18 protein-coding genes are annotated in these 17,273 nt (G+C 61.0%); 11 read left to right on the top strand and 7 right to left on the bottom strand.

Annotation, left to right across the window (positions count from 1 at the left end):
• Window positions 1-345: 345 nt before the first annotated feature.
• Window positions 346-1,839 (bottom strand): CoA-acylating methylmalonate-semialdehyde dehydrogenase, encoded by a 1,494-nt coding sequence (locus tag B9N88_RS31510; protein ID WP_027607941.1) that lies wholly within the window; start codon window positions 1,837-1,839, stop codon window positions 346-348.
• 39 nt (window positions 1,840-1,878) lie between these two features.
• Complete coding sequence (locus tag B9N88_RS31505; protein ID WP_027607942.1) at window positions 1,879-3,228, bottom strand: omega-aminotransferase AptA; 1,350 nt, start codon at window positions 3,226-3,228, stop codon at window positions 1,879-1,881.
• Between the two features lie 126 nt (window positions 3,229-3,354).
• Here B9N88_RS31505 and B9N88_RS31500 point away from each other — a divergent pair, with 126 nt between their 5' ends.
• From B9N88_RS31500 to B9N88_RS31475, 6 genes are all read left to right on the top strand, one after another.
• Window positions 3,355-4,275 carry a LysR family transcriptional regulator gene (locus B9N88_RS31500; RefSeq protein WP_027607943.1) on the top strand — a complete coding sequence of 307 codons (921 nt, stop codon included), beginning with the start codon at window positions 3,355-3,357 and terminating at the stop codon, window positions 4,273-4,275.
• Between the two features lie 88 nt (window positions 4,276-4,363).
• The gene (locus B9N88_RS31495; protein ID WP_027607944.1) at window positions 4,364-5,758 is read left to right on the top strand and encodes a uracil-xanthine permease family protein; all 1,395 of its coding nucleotides are present in this window, start codon (window positions 4,364-4,366) and stop codon (window positions 5,756-5,758) included.
• Between the two features lie 87 nt (window positions 5,759-5,845).
• Window positions 5,846-6,505, top strand: coding sequence for a TetR/AcrR family transcriptional regulator (locus B9N88_RS31490; protein ID WP_027607945.1), 660 nt, complete (start codon window positions 5,846-5,848; stop codon window positions 6,503-6,505).
• A gap of 12 nt (window positions 6,506-6,517) precedes the next feature.
• Window positions 6,518-7,099: an IMPACT family protein gene (locus tag B9N88_RS31485; protein ID WP_027607946.1), complete on the top strand. Its 582-nt coding sequence runs from the start codon at window positions 6,518-6,520 to the stop codon at window positions 7,097-7,099.
• 56 nt (window positions 7,100-7,155) lie between these two features.
• Window positions 7,156-7,842 carry an SDR family oxidoreductase gene (locus tag B9N88_RS31480; RefSeq protein ID WP_027607947.1) on the top strand — a complete coding sequence of 229 codons (687 nt, stop codon included), beginning with the start codon at window positions 7,156-7,158 and terminating at the stop codon, window positions 7,840-7,842.
• Between the two features lie 146 nt (window positions 7,843-7,988).
• Window positions 7,989-9,347, top strand: coding sequence for an 8-oxoguanine deaminase (locus B9N88_RS31475; protein WP_027607948.1), 1,359 nt, complete (start codon window positions 7,989-7,991; stop codon window positions 9,345-9,347).
• 59 nt (window positions 9,348-9,406) lie between these two features.
• Here B9N88_RS31475 and B9N88_RS31470 read toward each other — a convergent pair whose 3' ends face one another.
• A complete protein-coding gene (locus B9N88_RS31470) occupies window positions 9,407-10,498 on the bottom strand; it encodes a calcium:cation antiporter (RefSeq protein ID WP_027607949.1) in 1,092 nt (363 codons plus the stop codon).
• A gap of 194 nt (window positions 10,499-10,692) precedes the next feature.
• Between B9N88_RS31470 and B9N88_RS31465 the strand changes: the two genes are divergently transcribed.
• Complete coding sequence (locus tag B9N88_RS31465; RefSeq protein ID WP_027607950.1) at window positions 10,693-11,646, top strand: adenosine deaminase; 954 nt, start codon at window positions 10,693-10,695, stop codon at window positions 11,644-11,646.
• 72 nt (window positions 11,647-11,718) lie between these two features.
• On the opposite strand, the gene B9N88_RS31460 is transcribed toward B9N88_RS31465, so the two are convergent.
• Both B9N88_RS31460 and B9N88_RS31455 read right to left on the bottom strand, forming a co-directional pair.
• The gene (locus tag B9N88_RS31460; RefSeq protein WP_027607951.1) at window positions 11,719-12,414 is read right to left on the bottom strand and encodes an ArsR/SmtB family transcription factor; all 696 of its coding nucleotides are present in this window, start codon (window positions 12,412-12,414) and stop codon (window positions 11,719-11,721) included.
• Between the two features lie 137 nt (window positions 12,415-12,551).
• Window positions 12,552-13,478, bottom strand: coding sequence for a LysR family transcriptional regulator (locus tag B9N88_RS31455; protein WP_027607952.1), 927 nt, complete (start codon window positions 13,476-13,478; stop codon window positions 12,552-12,554).
• Between the two features lie 115 nt (window positions 13,479-13,593).
• Here B9N88_RS31455 and B9N88_RS31450 point away from each other — a divergent pair, with 115 nt between their 5' ends.
• From B9N88_RS31450 to B9N88_RS31440, 3 genes are all read left to right on the top strand, one after another.
• Window positions 13,594-13,887 carry a putative quinol monooxygenase gene (locus B9N88_RS31450; RefSeq protein WP_027607953.1) on the top strand — a complete coding sequence of 98 codons (294 nt, stop codon included), beginning with the start codon at window positions 13,594-13,596 and terminating at the stop codon, window positions 13,885-13,887.
• Window positions 13,888-13,911: 24 nt separating this feature from the next.
• The gene (locus B9N88_RS31445; protein ID WP_027607954.1) at window positions 13,912-14,925 is read left to right on the top strand and encodes a zinc-binding alcohol dehydrogenase family protein; all 1,014 of its coding nucleotides are present in this window, start codon (window positions 13,912-13,914) and stop codon (window positions 14,923-14,925) included.
• A gap of 147 nt (window positions 14,926-15,072) precedes the next feature.
• Window positions 15,073-15,255: a hypothetical protein gene (locus tag B9N88_RS31440; RefSeq protein ID WP_027607955.1), complete on the top strand. Its 183-nt coding sequence runs from the start codon at window positions 15,073-15,075 to the stop codon at window positions 15,253-15,255.
• An 8-nt stretch (window positions 15,256-15,263) separates the two neighbouring features.
• On the opposite strand, the gene B9N88_RS31435 is transcribed toward B9N88_RS31440, so the two are convergent.
• Together B9N88_RS31435 and B9N88_RS31430 are read right to left on the bottom strand one after the other, a co-directional pair.
• On the bottom strand, window positions 15,264-16,457 hold the full coding sequence (locus tag B9N88_RS31435) for a multidrug effflux MFS transporter (protein ID WP_027607956.1): 1,194 nt from the start codon (window positions 16,455-16,457) through the stop codon (window positions 15,264-15,266).
• An 85-nt stretch (window positions 16,458-16,542) separates the two neighbouring features.
• Window positions 16,543-16,740 carry a heavy-metal-associated domain-containing protein gene (locus B9N88_RS31430; RefSeq protein WP_027607957.1) on the bottom strand — a complete coding sequence of 66 codons (198 nt, stop codon included), beginning with the start codon at window positions 16,738-16,740 and terminating at the stop codon, window positions 16,543-16,545.
• A 147-nt stretch (window positions 16,741-16,887) separates the two neighbouring features.
• Between B9N88_RS31430 and B9N88_RS31425 the strand changes: the two genes are divergently transcribed.
• Window positions 16,888-17,268 carry a hypothetical protein gene (locus tag B9N88_RS31425; RefSeq protein ID WP_027607958.1) on the top strand — a complete coding sequence of 127 codons (381 nt, stop codon included), beginning with the start codon at window positions 16,888-16,890 and terminating at the stop codon, window positions 17,266-17,268.
• Window positions 17,269-17,273: the final 5 nt, after the last annotated feature.

The raw sequence follows: 17,273 nt of genomic DNA, 5'->3' as shown, positions 1-17,273 counted from the left end.
CGATCTCTCGTCAGCGGGAGGCGAATTCTACAGCGTTACACGCTGCTGTCAACACCTCTTTTTCTCCGCTTTCGACCGAGAAGATCGAATCGTTAATAGCGTCAAACAACACGACCCTACCAACGCCTTCTGGGCTTCGATGAACTGAAGCAATCCGCTGCCTTATTCTGCATAACTCGTTGTTTATCAAGGAGTTTTACGTTTCGACTGCGCCGGAAGTGGGGCGAATTATAGACGTCCAGGATCTGCCGTCAACCTTCTTTTTCATCTTTCTGTCATATAAGTCAAAAACGCCCAAAAACGCAAAAGCCGGCCCCAAGGAGCCGGCCTTCTGCTTACTGAGCCTTACAGACTAGGGAAAGCGAATTGCGACGCTTCATGGCTGGCCCGTTGCGGCCAACGCTGGGTGATCGCCTTGCGGCGGGTGTAGAAACGCACCCCATCCGGCCCATAGGCGTGCAAGTCGCCGAACAACGAACGCTTCCAGCCACCAAAGCTGTGATACGCCACCGGTACTGGCAATGGAACATTCACACCGACCATACCCACTTCAATTTCGTCACAGAACAGACGCGCCGCTTCACCGTCACGGGTGAAGATGCACGTACCGTTGCCATACTCGTGATCGTTGATCAGTTGCATCGCCGCTTCCAGGCTGCTCACCCGGACCACGCACAATACCGGCCCGAAGATCTCTTCCTTATAGATGCGCATCTCCGGCGTCACACGGTCGAACAAACTGCCCCCCAGGAAGAAGCCGTCTTCATTCCCGGCAATACTCAGTCCACGACCATCAACCACCAACTCCGCACCAGACGCAACACCGTCTTCTATATAGCCGCTGACCTTATCCCGCGCCTGGCCCGTCACCAATGGCCCCATATCCAGCCCACAGGTAGTGCCCGCACCGATCTTCAGCGCCTTGATCTGCGGCACCAGCTTGGCGATCAACGCATCCGCCACCTGGTCACCGACACACACCGCCACCGAGATCGCCATGCAGCGTTCGCCGCAGGAACCATAGGCCGCGCCCATCAAAGCACTGACCGCGTTATCCAGGTCAGCATCCGGCATCAACACCGCATGGTTCTTCGCCCCACCGAGCGCCTGTACGCGCTTACCGCGCTTGGTCGCTTCGGAATAGATGTACTCGGCAATCGGCGTCGACCCCACAAAACTCAACGCCTTGACTTCCGGCGCCTCGATCAACGCATCCACCGCGCCCTTGTCGCCGTGCACAACACTCAGCACACCTTTAGGAAGACCGGCCTCCTGCAGCAGTTGCGCGATCAACAGCGTCGAACTCGGATCACGCTCCGAAGGCTTGAGGATGAAACAGTTACCGCAAACAATCGCCAGCGGATACATCCACAGCGGCACCATCGCCGGGAAGTTGAACGGGGTAATACCCGCCACCACGCCCAACGGCTGGAAATCAGACCAGGCATCGATATTCGGCCCAACATTGCGGCTGTACTCGCCCTTGAGAATCTCCGGCGCCGAGCACGCATACTCCACGTTCTCGATCCCGCGCTTGAGTTCGCCGGCGGCGTCTTCCAGCGTCTTGCCGTGCTCTTCACTGATCAGCTGCGAGATGCGCGCTTCGTTCTGCTCCAGCAATTGCTTGAACCGGAACATGACCTGGGCGCGCTTGGCCGCCGGCGTGCTGCGCCAAGCCGGAAAGGCCGCCTTGGCCGAGTCGATAGCACGTTGAATGGTTTCGCGGCTGGCCAGTGGCACCTGGTGAATCACCTGGCCGGTTGACGGGTTATACACATCGGCAGTACGGCCGGACTCACTGACCAACTCACCGTTGATCAAATGCTGGATAAGGCTCATGCAGGGCTCCTGAAAAGTTGTTCTATATAGAAGGAGAAATCAGTCGATCTTGTTCAGCACTTCGCCGACCGCATCGAACAGACGATCCAGGTCCTGCGGTTTGCTGTTGAAGGTTGGCCCGAACTGCAGCGTGTCACCACCAAAGCGCACATAGAAGCCCGCTTTCCACAGAGCCATGCCGGCCTCGAATGGACGCACGATGGCATCACCGTCACGCGGCGCAATCTGAATCGCACCGGCCAGGCCGTAGTTACGGATGTCGATCACGTTCTTGCTGCCCTTCAGGCCGTGCAGCGCATTCTCAAAGTGCGGGGCGACTTCGGCCACGCTCTGCACCAGGTTTTCCTTCTGCAGCAGGTCCAATGCGGCCAGCCCTGCCGCGCAGGCAACCGGATGCGCCGAGTAGGTGTAGCCGTGGGGGAATTCCACAGCGTACTCAGGCGTCGCCTGATTCATGAAAGTCTGATAGATCTCGCTGCTGGCAATCACCGCGCCCATGGGGATCGCGCCGTTGGTGACTTGCTTGGCGATGCACATCAGGTCCGGGGTCACGCCGAAGCTATCAGCGCCAAACATCGAACCGGTACGACCGAAGCCCGTGATCACTTCGTCGAATACCAACAGAATGTTGTGCTGGTCGCAGATCTCACGCAGGCGCTTGAGGTAACCCTGTGGCGGCACCAGCACGCCAGCGGAGCCGGCCATCGGCTCGACAAACACCGCGGCGATGTTCGACGCGTCGTGCAGTTCGATCAGTTTGAGCAACTCATCGGCCAAGGCGATACCGCCCTGCTCCGGCATGCCCCGGGAGAACGCATTGCTCGCCAGCAGGGTATGCGGAAGATGATCAACATCCATCATCGCCTGACCAAACATCTTGCGGTTGCCGTTGACGCCGCCCAGGCTGGTACCGGCGATGTTCACACCGTGATAACCACGGGCGCGACCGATCATCTTGGTCTTGGTGGCCTGGCCCTTCAGGCGCCAGTAGGCACGCACCATCTTCACCGCGGTATCGGCACACTCGGAACCGGAGTCGGTGAAGAACACGTGATTCAGGTTGCCTGGGGTCAAATCGGTAATTTTTTCCGCCAGCTGGAAGGACAGTGGATGGCCGTACTGGAAGCCTGGGGAGTAGTCCAGCGTGCCCAGTTGCTTGGCGACCGCCTCCTGGATTTCCTTGCGCGTATGCCCGGCGCCACAGGTCCACAGGCCCGACAACGAATCGTAGACCTTGCGCCCCTTGTCATCGGTCAACCAGCTGCCTTCGGCGGCCACGATCAGGCGCGGGTCACGCTGAAAGTTACGGTTGGCGGTGTAAGGCATCCAGTGCGCGTCCAACTTCAGTTGGCTGGCCAGGGACGATGGGGCGTTTTCGGGCATGTTCATCAGCAAAACCTCGCAGGGCAACAGGCAGCGTCGGGATTGAAAAAGCGTTGTTGCAGCTAAATTGCCACGGGGATAAAGTCGGTGAAATCCAACTCTTCTAACCTTCAGTCAGGCCTTCACTAAACTATGAGCAGCCGTCGACCCGATCCCCTGGCCCAAGTCAGCGACTTCGATATTCGCCTGCTGCGCATCTTTCGCAGCGTCGTGGAGTGCGGCGGCTTCTCGGCGGCGGAAACCGTGCTCGGCATCGGCCGTTCCGCCATCAGCCAGCAAATGAGCGATCTTGAGCAGCGGCTCGGATTAAGACTTTGCCAACGTGGCCGTGCCGGTTTCTCGCTGACCGAAGAAGGCCGGGAGGTCTACCAATCGGCCCTGCAACTATTAAGCGCCCTGGAAAGTTTCCGCACCGAGGTCAACGGCCTGCACCAGCACTTGCGCGGCGAGTTGATCATCGGCCTCACCGACAACCTGGTGACCCTGCCCCACATGCGCATCACCCACGCCTTGGCACAGTTGAAGGAACGCGGGCCGGACGTACAGATCCAGATCCGCATGATCGCCCCCAATGAGGTCGAACAAGGCGTACTCGACGGCCGCCTGCATGTCGGTGTGGTGCCCCAGGCCAGCGCCCTGTCCGGTCTGGAATACCAGGCGCTGTACAGCGAACGCTCGCTGCTTTACTGCGCGGTTGGCCACCCCCTGTTTTATGCCGACGACAAGCAACTGGGCGACGAGCGCATCGACGCCCAGGACGCCATCGCCCCCACCTTCCGCCTGCCCGCCGAGATCCAGGCCCACTACCAGGCGCTCAACTGCACCGCCAGCGCCTCGGACCGCGAAGGCATGGCATTCCTGATTCTCACCGGTCGCTACATCGGTTACTTGCCCGACCACTACGCCAGCCTATGGGTGCAACAAGGCCGACTGCGCGCGCTGAAACCGGCTACGCGCTTTTACGATTTAAGCCTGGCATCGGTCACGCGCAAAGGCCGTCGCCCTCATTTGGTGCTGGAAAGCTTCCTGGAAAGCCTGGCGGCAACGCGCTAACGCGGGCCTTACGTAAAAAGCTGAGCACCTGGACAGCTTTTTGCAAGGACACGAGGACCTAGAACCATCCGCCTCGAGTTTGCTTGCCATGCCACCAGAATCCTCCAGCCCCAGCGACCTGATCTACGGCCTCAATGACCGCCCCAAACCCGCTCCTGCATTGCTGGCCGCACTGCAACATGTGCTGGCCGCCTTTGTCGGCATCATCACGCCACCGCTGATCATCGGCTCCACATTGGGCCTGACCGCACACTTGCCCTACCTGATCAGCATGGCGTTGATGGTGTCCGGTGTCGGCACATTCATTCAGGCCCGCAGGCCATTTGGGATCGGCGCCGGGATGATCTGCCTGCAAGGCACCAGCTTTGCGTTTCTCGGCGCGGTGCTGTCGGCCGGCTTTCTGGTCAAGCAACGCGGCGGCAGTCCGGAAGACATCATGGCGATGATCTTCGGCGTGTGCTTTTTCGGCGCTGCCGTGCAGATCATTCTCAGCCGCTTTATTGGTCAGCTGCGCCGAGTGATCACCCCGCTGGTGACCGGGATTGTCATTACCCTGATCGGCATCAGCCTGATCAAGGTCGGTATCACCGACCTGGGCGGCGGTTTCAACGCACCGGATTTCGGCGCACCGACCAACCTTGCGTTGGGCCTGTTCGTGGTACTGACAATCATCTTGCTCAATCGCTCCAACACACCCTGGGTGCGGCTCTCGGCAATCATCATCGGCCTGGCCCTCGGCAGCCTCGCCGCCTGGTTCAGCGGCAAGCTGGTGCCCCAGGCCCTGGGCGACTTGCCTTTGGTCAGCCTGCCGATCCCGTTTCGATTCGGCTTCAACTTCGACTGGAGCGCCTTCCTGCCTATCGCGCTGATTTATCTGATCAGCAGCATCGAAACTGTCGGCGACCTCACCGCCAACTGCATGATCGCGCGCCAGCCCATCAGCGGCCCTTCCTATATAAGCCGGCTCAAAGGCGGCGTCCTCGGCGATGGCGTCAGTTGCATGATCGCCGCCACGTTCAGCGCTTTCCCCAACACCACCTTTGCCCAGAACAACGGCGTGATCCAACTGACCGGCGTGGCCAGCCGTTACGTCGGCCTGTACATCGGCGTGGTGCTGTTCTGCCTGGGCTTGTTCCCGCTGATCGGTGCCGTGCTGCAACAAATCCCCAAGCCCGTGTTGGGCGGCGCAACCCTGGTGATGTTCGGCAGTGTGGCCGCCGCCGGCGTACGCATCCTCGCCCAGGCACCACTGGATCGTCGCAGCATGCTGATCATCGCCACCTCGTTCGGCGTCGGCCTGGGCATCGCCGCTCAACCGAACCTGCTGCACCTGATGCCGACCCTGGTGCAGAACCTGTTCGACTCGGCCATCACCAGCGGTGGCCTGACCGCGATCGTGTTGTGCCTGTTGCTGCCGGAATCCAAGGTGCCCGCTCCTGCCGCAAACCACGCGCAGGAAAGCGACACCCTGGAACCGCTTTGACGGTTTTATTGCATCGGGACTTGTCTGGGGCTTGAGGGTGGGTTATCTGTGCACACGTCGTCTCTATCGATCAGCACGGAAACCTCCATGAGCCTCGAAGTTCCTGCCCACAGCAACCACGCCGGTAAGCCCGCCAGCCGCATTCGGCAAAAGAACGAACAAGCGATTCTCCAGGCTGCTGAAGATGAGTTCGCGCGCCATGGCTACAAGGGCACCAGCATGAACACCATCGCTGCCAGCGCCGGGCTGCCCAAGGCCAACTTGCACTACTACTTCACCAACAAGCTGGGCCTGTATATCGCGGTGCTCAGCAATATCCTCGAACTGTGGGACAGCACCTTCAACACGCTGACCGCCGAGGACGACCCGGCCGTGGCCCTCTCCCGCTACATCCGCACCAAGATGGAGTTTTCGCGGCGCCAGCCCCAGGCCTCGCGGATCTTCGCCATGGAGATCATCAGCGGCGGCGAATGCCTGACCGAATATTTCAGCCAGGACTACCGCGCCTGGTTCAGTGGTCGGGCGGCGGTGTTCCAGGCCTGGATCGACGCCGGCAAGATGGACCCCATCGACCCCGTGCACCTGATCTTCCTGTTGTGGGGCAGCACTCAGCACTATGCCGACTTCGCCACCCAGATCTGCCGCGTCACCGGTCGCACCAAGCTGACCAAGCAGGATATGGAAGACGCCGGCACCAACCTGATCCACATCATTCTCAAGGGCTGCGGCATCAAGCCGGCCCTCTAGACGAAGCCACTTATGTCTTTCACGCTCACCGGCCTTTGCGAGTTCCGCGAAGAGATTCGCAAAAGCCGCTTCATTACCCTGGCCGCACCGATCACCAGCCCGCAAGAAGCCCAGGCATTTTTCGAGCAGCACAGCGACCTTAACGCCACGCACAACTGCTGGGCCTGGAAGCTGGCCGATCAATACCGCAGCAGTGACGACGGCGAACCCGGCGGCACCGCAGGGCGGCCCATCCTGGCGGCCATCGAGGCCCAAGGTTTCGATCAGGTCGCGGTGCTGGTGATTCGCTGGTATGGCGGCATACAACTCGGTACCGGCGGCCTGGCCCGCGCCTATGGCGGCGGTGCGAACAAGTGCCTGCAAAATGCCGAGCGCATCGAACTGATCAGCCGCGTGCCGCTGAGTTGCGCCTGCGGATTCTCCGAGCTGAACCTGGTCAAATTGCGCGTCGCCGAGTTGGGCGGGCTGGTGCTGGAAGAAACCTTCACCGCCAATGGCGTGGAGTTACAACTGGCCCTGGGCGAAGCCCACATCGACACCCTGCAAACCCAGCTCGCCGACCTGAGCCGTGGGCGCATCCTGCTGCAACGCTGAAACTGCTACTGTTGTTCGCTGAACACCCTGAACCGCGACTTTTAAAGGAAGCCTTCATGTCTACGCCAAAAACCGCACTGATCATCGGCGCCTCACGCGGCCTGGGCCTCGGCCTGGTCAAGCAATTGCTCCAGGACGGCTGGGACGTGACCGCCACCGTGCGTGACCCGAACAAGGCCGATGCCCTGAAAGCCGTGGGCCCGGTGCAGATCGAGAAACTCGACATGGACGATCAGCAAGCCGTGATCGCCTTGGCCCAACGCCTCAAGGAGCGCACCTTCGACCTGCTGTTCGTCAACGCAGGCGTCAAGGGCCCGGCCAATCAAGAACCTGGCCATGCCACCCTGGCGGAAGTCGGCCAGCTGTTCTTCACCAACGCTGTGGCGCCGATCAACCTGGCCCAGCGCTTTGTCGGGCAGATCCGCAAGGACAGCGGCGTGCTGGCGTTCATGAGTTCAGTACTGGGCAGCGTGACCATCCCCGATGGCTCGGACCTGGCGCTGTACAAGGCCAGCAAGGCCGCACTCAACTCCATGACCAACAGCTTCATTACCCAACTGGGCGATCACAAACTTACCGTGCTGTCGCTGCACCCGGGCTGGGTGAAGACCGACATGGGCGGCGAAAACGCGCACATCGATGTCGACACCAGCGTGCGCGGCCTGGTGGACCAGGTGAACGCCTACACCGGCAAGGGCGGCCATCACTTCGTGGACTACAAGGGCGACACCATCGCCTGGTAAGCCGCACAGGGTCGTTATCGAGCGATTGCCGTCGATAACGATCCGCGCGTAGACTGCGCACCTCGCCCTCACCGGCGACCCTGGATCAGCAGACAGGGCATCACTGAGCTGGCAAACCTGAACCCATCATTCAGAGGAGCCGGCCAATGCCTGCGACCCGTATCTGGTTAAAAAACCCCCTCGCGATTTTCACTGCCAACGGCCTAGACGCCCGTGGCGGCCTGGTGCTGCAAGACGGTGCGATCACCGAAGTGCTGGCCCAAGGCCAAGAACCCGCACAGCCCTGCACCCAAGTGTTCGATGCGCGTGAGCATGTGGTCCTGCCCGGGCTGATCAACACCCACCATCACTTCTATCAGACCCTGACCCGCGCCTGGGCGCCGGTAGTCAATCAGCCGTTGTTTCCCTGGTTGAAAACCCTGTACCCGGTCTGGGCGCGACTGACTCCGGAAAAACTCGCCCTGGCGTCGAAGGTGGCGCTCGCGGAGTTGCTGCTCTCGGGCTGCACCACGGCGGCAGACCATCACTATCTGTTCCCCGATGGCCTGGAAAACGCCATCGATGTACAAGTCGACAGCGTGCGCGAACTGGGTATGCGCGCCATGCTCACCCGCGGTTCCATGAGCCTGGGCGAAGCCGACGGCGGCCTGCCACCGCAACAGACCGTGCAACAGGGCCAAGTCATCCTCGACGACAGCCAGCGCCTGATCCGCGAATATCATCAACGCGGCGACGGCGCGTACATCCAGATTGCCCTGGCGCCCTGCTCACCGTTTTCCGTCACCCCGCAAATAATGCAAGCCAGCGCCGAACTGGCCAACAGCCTGGATGTGCGCCTGCACACCCACCTGGCCGAAACCCTCGACGAAGAAGATTTCTGCCTGCAGCGCTTCGGCCTGCGCACGGTGGATTACCTGGACAGCGTCGGCTGGCTCGGCCCGCGCACCTGGCTGGCCCATGGCATTCACTTCAACCCGGATGAAATTGCCCGCCTGGGCGCCGCCGGTACGGGCATCTGTCATTGCCCAAGCTCAAATATGCGCCTGGCCTCCGGCATCTGCCCGACCCTGGACCTGATCGCTGCCGGCGCGCCCATCGGCCTGGGTGTGGACGGCTCTGCCTCCAACGATGCGTCGAACATCATCCTCGAAACCCGCCAGGCCCTGTACATCCAGCGCCTCCGTTACGGCGCCGAAAAGATCACCCCCGAAGGCGTGCTGGGTTGGGCGACCAAGGGGTCGGCGCAGCTACTGGGGCGTACGGATATCGGTGAACTGGCCGTAGGCAAACAGGCCGACCTGGCACTGTTCAAACTGGATGAACTGCGTTTCTCCGGCAGCCACGATCCGATCTCCGCATTGCTGCTGTGCGGCGCGGATCGGGCGGACCGGGTGATGATCGGCGGCAAATGGCGGGTTATCAACGGACAGGTGGAAGGCCTGGACCTGAAAGGCTTGATCGCCGATCACAGCCAGGCGGCACGGCGGCTAATCGCCGGAACCTAAACCAGACACCGCTCGACATGTGGGAGGGCAATCGCCTTCCCACTTGAAGTGCACGGTGCTTACAAGCCCAACAGCGACAACATGATAAAGGTCGCAAACAACACAAAATGGGTCATCCCTTCGATGGCATTGGTTTCGCCATCGTTGAGGTTGATCGCACTGACGATCAGCGTGATAAACACCATCACCGTTTGCACCGGCGTCATCGCCATCTGGAACGGCTGGCCGGTATAGAGCGCCATGGCTTCCATCACCGGCACCGTCAGGATCACCGTCGACAACGACGCGCCCAGGGCAATGTTCACCACCGACTGCATGCGGTTGGCCAATGCGGCGCGCAAGGCCGTCAGAATCTCCGGTGCCGCCGAAATAGCCGCCACCACAATTGCCGTGATCACCGGCGGTGCGCCCGTGCCTTCCAGGCCCAGGTCGAGGGTCTTGGACATCACCTCGGCCAGCGCGCCAATCACAATCACGCCAAACACCAGGGTACCGATGGAGAACGCCAGGTTCACCGGCGGCGACTCTTGTTCCTCCGGCAGTTTCTTGCGACGCTTTTCCGGGTAGCTGTAGCTGAAGAAATAACTGTGGGGCCCTACCTGCATGCGCAGGAACAAGGTGTAGAGCACCACCATCGCGCCGATGGTGAAGGCCGAGTAAATTTTCCAGTCGGCTTCGGGGATAAATTCCGGCACCACCATCGACACGCCCATGGCGGTCAGGATCATTACGCTGTAGGTCCGCGCCGAATCATCATTGTAGGACTGTTCTCCATGCTTGATGCCACCCATCAACGCTGCCAGGCCGAGGATGCCGTTGATATCGAGCATCACCGCCGAATAGATGGTGTCCCGCACCAAGGTGGGTGATGGCTCGTTGCTCATCATGATCGCCAGGATCACCACCTCCACCAGCACTGCGGCGAGAGTCAGGATCATAGTGCCGTAGGGATCGCCGACCTTTTCCGCCAGTTGCTCGGCATGGTGGGCCACGCGCATCGACGCCACGACGATAAAACCGATCAACACTACGCCGGCCAACAGTGCCACGATTTGCCCGCTGTGCAGCATCCAGTGCTCCAGCGGGTAGGCGGCGATGGCGGCAATCAGCGCCAGCAGCATGAATTTTTCTTGCTTGAGGGATGTGAGCATTCCGGGCCTTTTAGTACGGCAAATCAGTCATTGATGGGGTACAGACTGCGCCAAGCCGCTAACGTTTCGTTACACCTTAGTTCACACAGCCCTTGCGTGAATAAATCGAATACTCTCCTGCTGGTCAGGTTTTGCCGATTATTTCAGCCATGGCCTGTAGAATGCCGCCATTGCACCTGATGAGAATTTAGAAAATGTACGATTGGCTCAACGCCCTGCCCAAGGCTGAATTGCACCTGCACCTGGAGGGCTCGCTGGAACCTGAGCTGCTGTTCGCCCTGGCCGAGCGCAACAAGATCGCGCTGCCGTGGAACGACGTGGAAACCCTGCGCAAGGCCTATGCCTTCAACAACCTGCAAGAGTTTCTCGACCTCTATTACAAGGGCGCCGATGTGCTGCGCACCTCCCAGGATTTCTACGACCTGACCTGGGCCTACCTGCTGCGCTGCAAAGCCCAGAACGTGATCCACACCGAGCCCTTCTTCGACCCGCAAACCCACACCGACCGTGGCATACCGTTCGAAGTGGTGCTCAACGGCATCGCCGCGGCGCTCAAAGATGGCGAACAGCAGCTGGGCATCACCAGCGGCTTGATCCTCAGTTTCCTGCGCCACCTGAGCGAAGCCGAAGCCGAGAAAACCCTCGACCAGGCGCTGCCGTTCCGCGATGCGTTTGTGGCCGTGGGCCTGGACAGTTCGGAAATGGGTCATCCGCCGAGCAAGTTCCAGCGAGTGTTCGACCGTGCCCGCCACGAAGGCTTCCTCACCGTCGCCCACGCCGGTGAGGAAGGCCCGCCCGAGTACATCTGGGAAGCGATCGACCTGCTGAAAATCCAGCGTATCGACCATGGCGTACGCGCCATCGAAGACGAGCGCCTGATGCAGCGCATCATCGATGAGCAGATCCCGTTGACCGTCTGCCCGCTGTCCAACACCAAACTTTGCGTGTTCGACGACATGGCCCAGCACAACATCCTCGACATGCTCGAGCGTGGCGTGAAGGTCACGGTGAACTCGGATGACCCGGCGTACTTCGGCGGCTATGTCACCGAAAACTTCCACGCGCTGTACACCTCGCTGGGCATGACCCAGGACCAGGCCAAACGCCTGGCGCAGAACAGCCTGGATGCGCGCCTGGTAAAACCCTGACTGCACGCAAAGTCATCATCGCCAGGTCCATGGAATCAAAAAGGCCAGGGCGATGATGGCAAACCCTCAAGGCTAAGGTTGTTCGGACATGGCCAATCGGGCGATTTCTGCCAGCCCGTTGTCGTTGAGCTGCACCGCCTGGGACTCATTGACCAGGCTGATCCAGTTCGATTGCAGGAACAACTGCAACAGCCCCGCACCCAGCGCGCCGCCCAGATGCGGTTGCCGCTGGCTCCAATCGAAGCAGTCGCATACCAGTGGCGACGCCAGCGCCTGGGTATAAATACCCAGGCCCGCCAGGTGCTGTGCGCCCTTGATCGTCACCTCAATGCGTTGCTCATGACGCTCGATCCACCCCGCCGCCAACATCCGCTCATGCAACTGCGCCGCCACTTCGCCGCCGAGGTGGCCCTGGCACAGCCGCGCATGTCGCAACAATGGCGGCGCCACCAACACCGGCGGTGAAGCATGCGGCGCACTACGTGCGGCGCTGGCCAGGGTCGTACTGGCCAAGGCATCGATGGCGACGCTGACATCGGCAGCCGCCACGCGGAACAGTCGCTTGCCACGCCGGCCCTCGGTACGCAGCAAACCACTCCCCGTCAGCCGTGCCAGATGGGCATTGGCCGAGGCGGGTGACAGCCCGGCAAGCGTTGCCAATTCCTCCGAGGACTTGGCCGAGCCGTCCATCAGGGACCAGAGCATGGCGGTGCGTTTGGGTTCGGCGAGCAAGCTGGCGATCTGACTGATGCATGGTGCCTCTTCCATCGATTCACTCCCTGTCGAATTATTTTTCTGCTGCGGTGGGCGCCAAAGTATAGGTGCGTAAACCAGCGGTTCCGCGGCGTCTGACAGCATGAATAGGGACAGGAGCTGAGTGAAATTTCCTTGTGTGATGGAGGCTGTTACGGCGTACCCAATCGCTCCGGCAATTGAGCGGTCAATGTCGCACAGCGCGACACGAGCATTTCCCGCAACAGGTTGATGGGTTTGCTCAACTGGGCCCGATGGGCGCACAGCAAATTGAGCGGTGTGCGCTCGCCACGCAACTCAGGCAAGACCAGGCGCAAGCGCCCGGCCAGCACATCGGTGCTCACATCCAGCCAGGATTTGTAGGCAATGCCCACGCCCGCCACCGCCCAGCGGCGCACCACATCGGCATCGTCGCTGAAGCGATCACCACCGACCGTGAGGCTGACTTCGCGTTTGCCATCGTGAAAGCTCCAGTGGTCATGCACTCGGCTGCCAAGCATGTAAAGCAAGCAATTGTGCTGGGCCAATTGCTCCAGCTGTCGCGGCTCGCCATAACGCGCGAGATAGCTGGGGGCTGCGCACAACACGCGAACGTTGTGCGGCGCGACGGGCAGGGCGACCAGGCTGGAGTCTTCGGGCTCGCCATAGCGCAGGGCAATGTCCACCGGCTGGCGGAACAGGTCGGCAATCCGATCGCCCAGCAGCAGGCGCACGGTGAGTTGCGGGTACTCGTGCTGAAATTCGTCCAGCCAGGGCAGTAATTGGTTGCGGCCGAAATCCGAAGGGGCCGAGAGTTGCAACACCCCGCTGACATGGTCCTGGCCACTGGCCAACAATCGCCGTCCTTCGTCCAGGGCGCTCAACGCAGTCCGGGCATATTCCAGGAAGCCTTCACCTTCGGCGGTCAGGCGCAGGCTGCGGGTGGAGCGCGCCAGCAAACGCGTGCCCAGCTGCTGTTCGATACGCTTGAGCGCCGCGCTGGCCACGGCGGGCGACAGGTCCATCACCCGCGCCGCCGCCGACAAACTGCCCAGGTCCGCGGCGCGTACAAACAACTGCAAATCATCAAAACGCAGCATTCAACCACCCATTATCAAAATATTATTGAAACAGAGTGCTGTTTTAGCCGCTTTTATCTTGCAGGGAAATGGCCAATCATCTGCCCATCCCGTTATCACGTGTCTGGAGTTGAATATGCCCACAGCCTTTAACGTCATCGCCACGCTGATCGCCAAACCTGGCCAACAGGCCACCTTGGAGCCGCTGCTGCGCGACCTGCTGGAACCTACCCGTCTTGAAGCCGGCTGCGAGCAATACGACCTGCACCAGGACCTGCAACACCCTGAGACCTTCTACATGCTCGAACGCTGGAGCGATGACGCCGCACTGGCCGACCACGACCAGAGCGCGCATATCCAATATTTTCGCGCTAAAGCCGCTGATGTCATCGAACACTTCGAACTCAAGCGCCTGAAGTTTCTCGCCTGATCACCGCCTTTTTCCGGAGCCCCCATGAAAGCCATTGCCTACTACGCATCACTGCCGATCAACGATGAAAAATCCCTGCAAGACATCCAGCTGCCGGAGCCCGTCGCCGGCCCCCGCGACCTGCTGGTAGAAGTCAAAGCCATCTCGGTCAACCCGGTGGACACCAAGGTGCGCCAGAACGTCGCCCCTGAGAACGGCGCGGCCAAAGTGCTGGGCTGGGACGTGGCCGGTGTGGTCAAGGCCGTCGGCAGTGAAGTGAGCCTGTTCAAAGTCGGCGACAAGGTGTTCTACGCCGGTTCCCTGGTCCGCCCGGGCGCTAACAGCGAACTGCATACCGTGGATGAACGCATCGTCGGCCATATGCCCAAGAGCCTGGGCTTTGCCGAAGCCGCCGCGCTGCCGCTGACCGCCATCACCGCCTGGGAGCTGCTGTTCGAACGCCTGCAAGTGCGTGAAGGTAAAGAGGCTGAAGGCCAGAGCCTGCTCATCGTCGGTGCCGCCGGTGGCGTGGGTTCGATCCTGACCCAACTGGCCAGCCAGCTCACCGCCTTGACGGTGATCGGCACCGCGTCGCGCCCGGAAACCCAGGAATGGACCAAGGCACTCGGCGCCGACCTGGTGATCGACCACAGCCAACCGCTGAGCGAAGCGCTGAAACAAGCCGGCCACCCGCAGGTGACCCACGTCGCCAGCCTGACCCAGACCGAGCATCACCTGGACCAACTGGTCGAAGCGCTGCAACCCCAAGGCAAGCTGGCGCTGATCGACGACCCCAAGGCGCTGGACGTGAGCAAACTCAAGCGCAAGAGCCTGTCGCTGCATTGGGAGTTCATGTACACGCGCTCGATGTTCGAGACTCCGGACATGATCGAGCAGCACAACCTGCTCAATCGCGTGGCCGAACTGATCGACGCCGGCATCTTGAAAACGACGGTGGGCGAACACTTCGGTGTAATCAATGCGGCGAACCTGCGCCGTGCCCATGCACTGCTGGAAAGCGGCAAGGCCAAGGGCAAGATCGTGCTGGAAGGGTTCTGAAGATAACGTCTGTCAGTGTCGTCCGTTATTCGTGTGAGTGATGGACGACACCGCTAGTCAGAGAGTTGATCTTTGTCATATTTGTGAGCGTATTCGGGTTTATATTGGCCGCCTTTGCCACGATTCTTTTACGTGAGGAAGTCAGCAATGAAAATCCTGATAAAAGCGTTAGCAAAATCCCCCGGCAATAAATGGCAGGTTCGCCTCGACGGCGATGCGTTCACCTTCCGCAGCGAGGCCGAGGCCCGCGCCTTCGCCGATACCCTGCAAGCCCGTATCCAGGCTCCTCACCGTTTTCCACTCAGCCAGCAACGCTCCGCCGCTGGCTGACCTGCATTTCAGCCCTGCGCCTGCGTGGCCCTTGCCCGTTGCAGGCGCTGGGTCGACATCGCAATCGTCACCGCCAACACCCCGCACAAGCTGATGACCATCGCCATCGGCATCGCCGTGCCGTCGTGCAGCACGCCCACCAACGAAGCCGCCCCTGCCGCCACGCCAAACTGAATGCAACCAAGCAAGGCCGACGCGCTGCCGGCCCGGGCGCCCTGCCCGCTCATGGCGCAGGCCGAGGTGTTGGGCAGAATGCAGCCCAGGCTGGCGATACAGATGAACAGCGGTACCAGCAACGGCCATAACGCTTCGGTGCGCAAGGCCGCGATGCCCAACAGCGACAGCGCCGCCAGCAGATAGACCCACACCGTGCGCGACAGCAGAAACGCCGGGCCACGCTTGGCCAGCAGCCGCGCGTTAACCTGTGCAACCAGGATGAACCCGGCGGCGTTGGAGCCGAACAGCCAGCCGTAATGCTCGGCGGGCACGCCATAGAGTTTGATAAATACGAACGGGGAGCCGGCGATGTAGGCAAACATCCCGGCAATCGAAATGCCCCCGGTCAGGGCGTAACCGAGGTAGACCCGGTCTGACAACAGCGCGCCGTAGCGGCGCAGCGACCCGGACAAGGGTTGACGCGGCTGATGGGCCGGAAAGGTTTCCGGCAAACCGACCGCCACGGCAATCGCCGCCATCACGCTGAAGATCGACAGTGCCAGGAAAATCGACTGCCAGCCCCACAACCCGACCATCACACCACCCGCCAATGGCGCAAGGATCGGCGCCAGGCCGGTCACCAGCATCAGTTGCGAATACACCTTGGCCGAGCCCACCGCATCACATTTGTCACTGACCACGGCGCGGGAAATCACCATGCCCGCGCAACCGCCGAGGGCCTGCACGAAACGTGCGCCAATCAGCCATTCCAGGGACGGCGCATACGCGCAGGCAAAGGACGCCAGGGTAAACAGGGTTACGCCGCTGAGCAGCGGGCCGCGTCGACCAAAGCGGTCTGCCAGTGGGCCGTAGATCAGTTGGCCGATGGCCAGGCCGGCGAAATACACCGCCAAGGTCAACTGGATATGTTTTTCGTCGGTCCCGAAGGCCGTCGCCATGGCAGGAAAGCCCGGCAGGTAGAAATCGATCGCCAGCGGCGCGAAGGCGCTCAAGGCGCCCAGAATCAGGATTATGCGAAGGTTCATCAGGCACCCAAGTGTGTCGGCAGCCCGACAGTTTAGCCGCGCTTGGGTGCATTGAATACGATAGCTCGCTAACTATTTGAATGGGTCAGGCGAGCTTGGCGCTGTAGCCCTCTTCGCTGATCAGGCTGATCACTTCCTCGGCAGACAGGCGGCTTTCGACGCCCACCTCTTTAGCCGCCAGGTCGACCTTCACGCTGGCCGCCGGATCCTGGCTCTGCACCGCCTGGGTCACGGCCCGAACGCAATGGCCACAGGTCATTCCTTCAACGCTGAATATTTGCATGACATGACTCCTTTGATGAGGTTGAACCCAGTCTTGACCTTGCCACGATGGCAAGGTCAAGTTCTGAAACTTTCGGCCGGGCTGGTATTACACCGCGGCGTCGGCCAAGCTTCACCCATCTTCGATTCAAACCACGGAGCATTCGCCATGCGCTGGTCGTTTTTTGGCCTTGTCGGCCTGATGAGCTTGTCCGCCGCTGCGCCCCAGGCTCTCGCCGCAGAAGACTATGCGGTGCTGATCATTTCCCGCGAACGCCTGGAAGTACCGACCAATTGCGAGATCGGCCTGTACATCCAGGACCAGTTGGCCGGGCGCCTGTTCCAGGAACAGTCCACCTCGTTCAACCTGCCCGCCGGCAATGTGTCGCTGCGCCTGAAACTGCTGCCGGGCCAATCACCAGGTTGCTTGCCGGGCCTGCTCGCGCCGCCGGCGCAGAACATCACGCTCAAGGCCGGTGACGTACGCAAGTTGCGCATTGCCCAGGGCCCGGAAGGCATGTACCTCAAACCCGCCGCACTGGAATACTGAAGACG

The organism is Pseudomonas sp. LAMO17WK12:I1, from assembly GCF_900177315.1.
GTDB lineage: Bacteria > Pseudomonadota > Gammaproteobacteria > Pseudomonadales > Pseudomonadaceae > Aquipseudomonas > Aquipseudomonas marginalis.
Note: the sequence above shows the minus strand (reverse complement) of the source record. Positions and strands in the feature narration are given on the sequence as shown.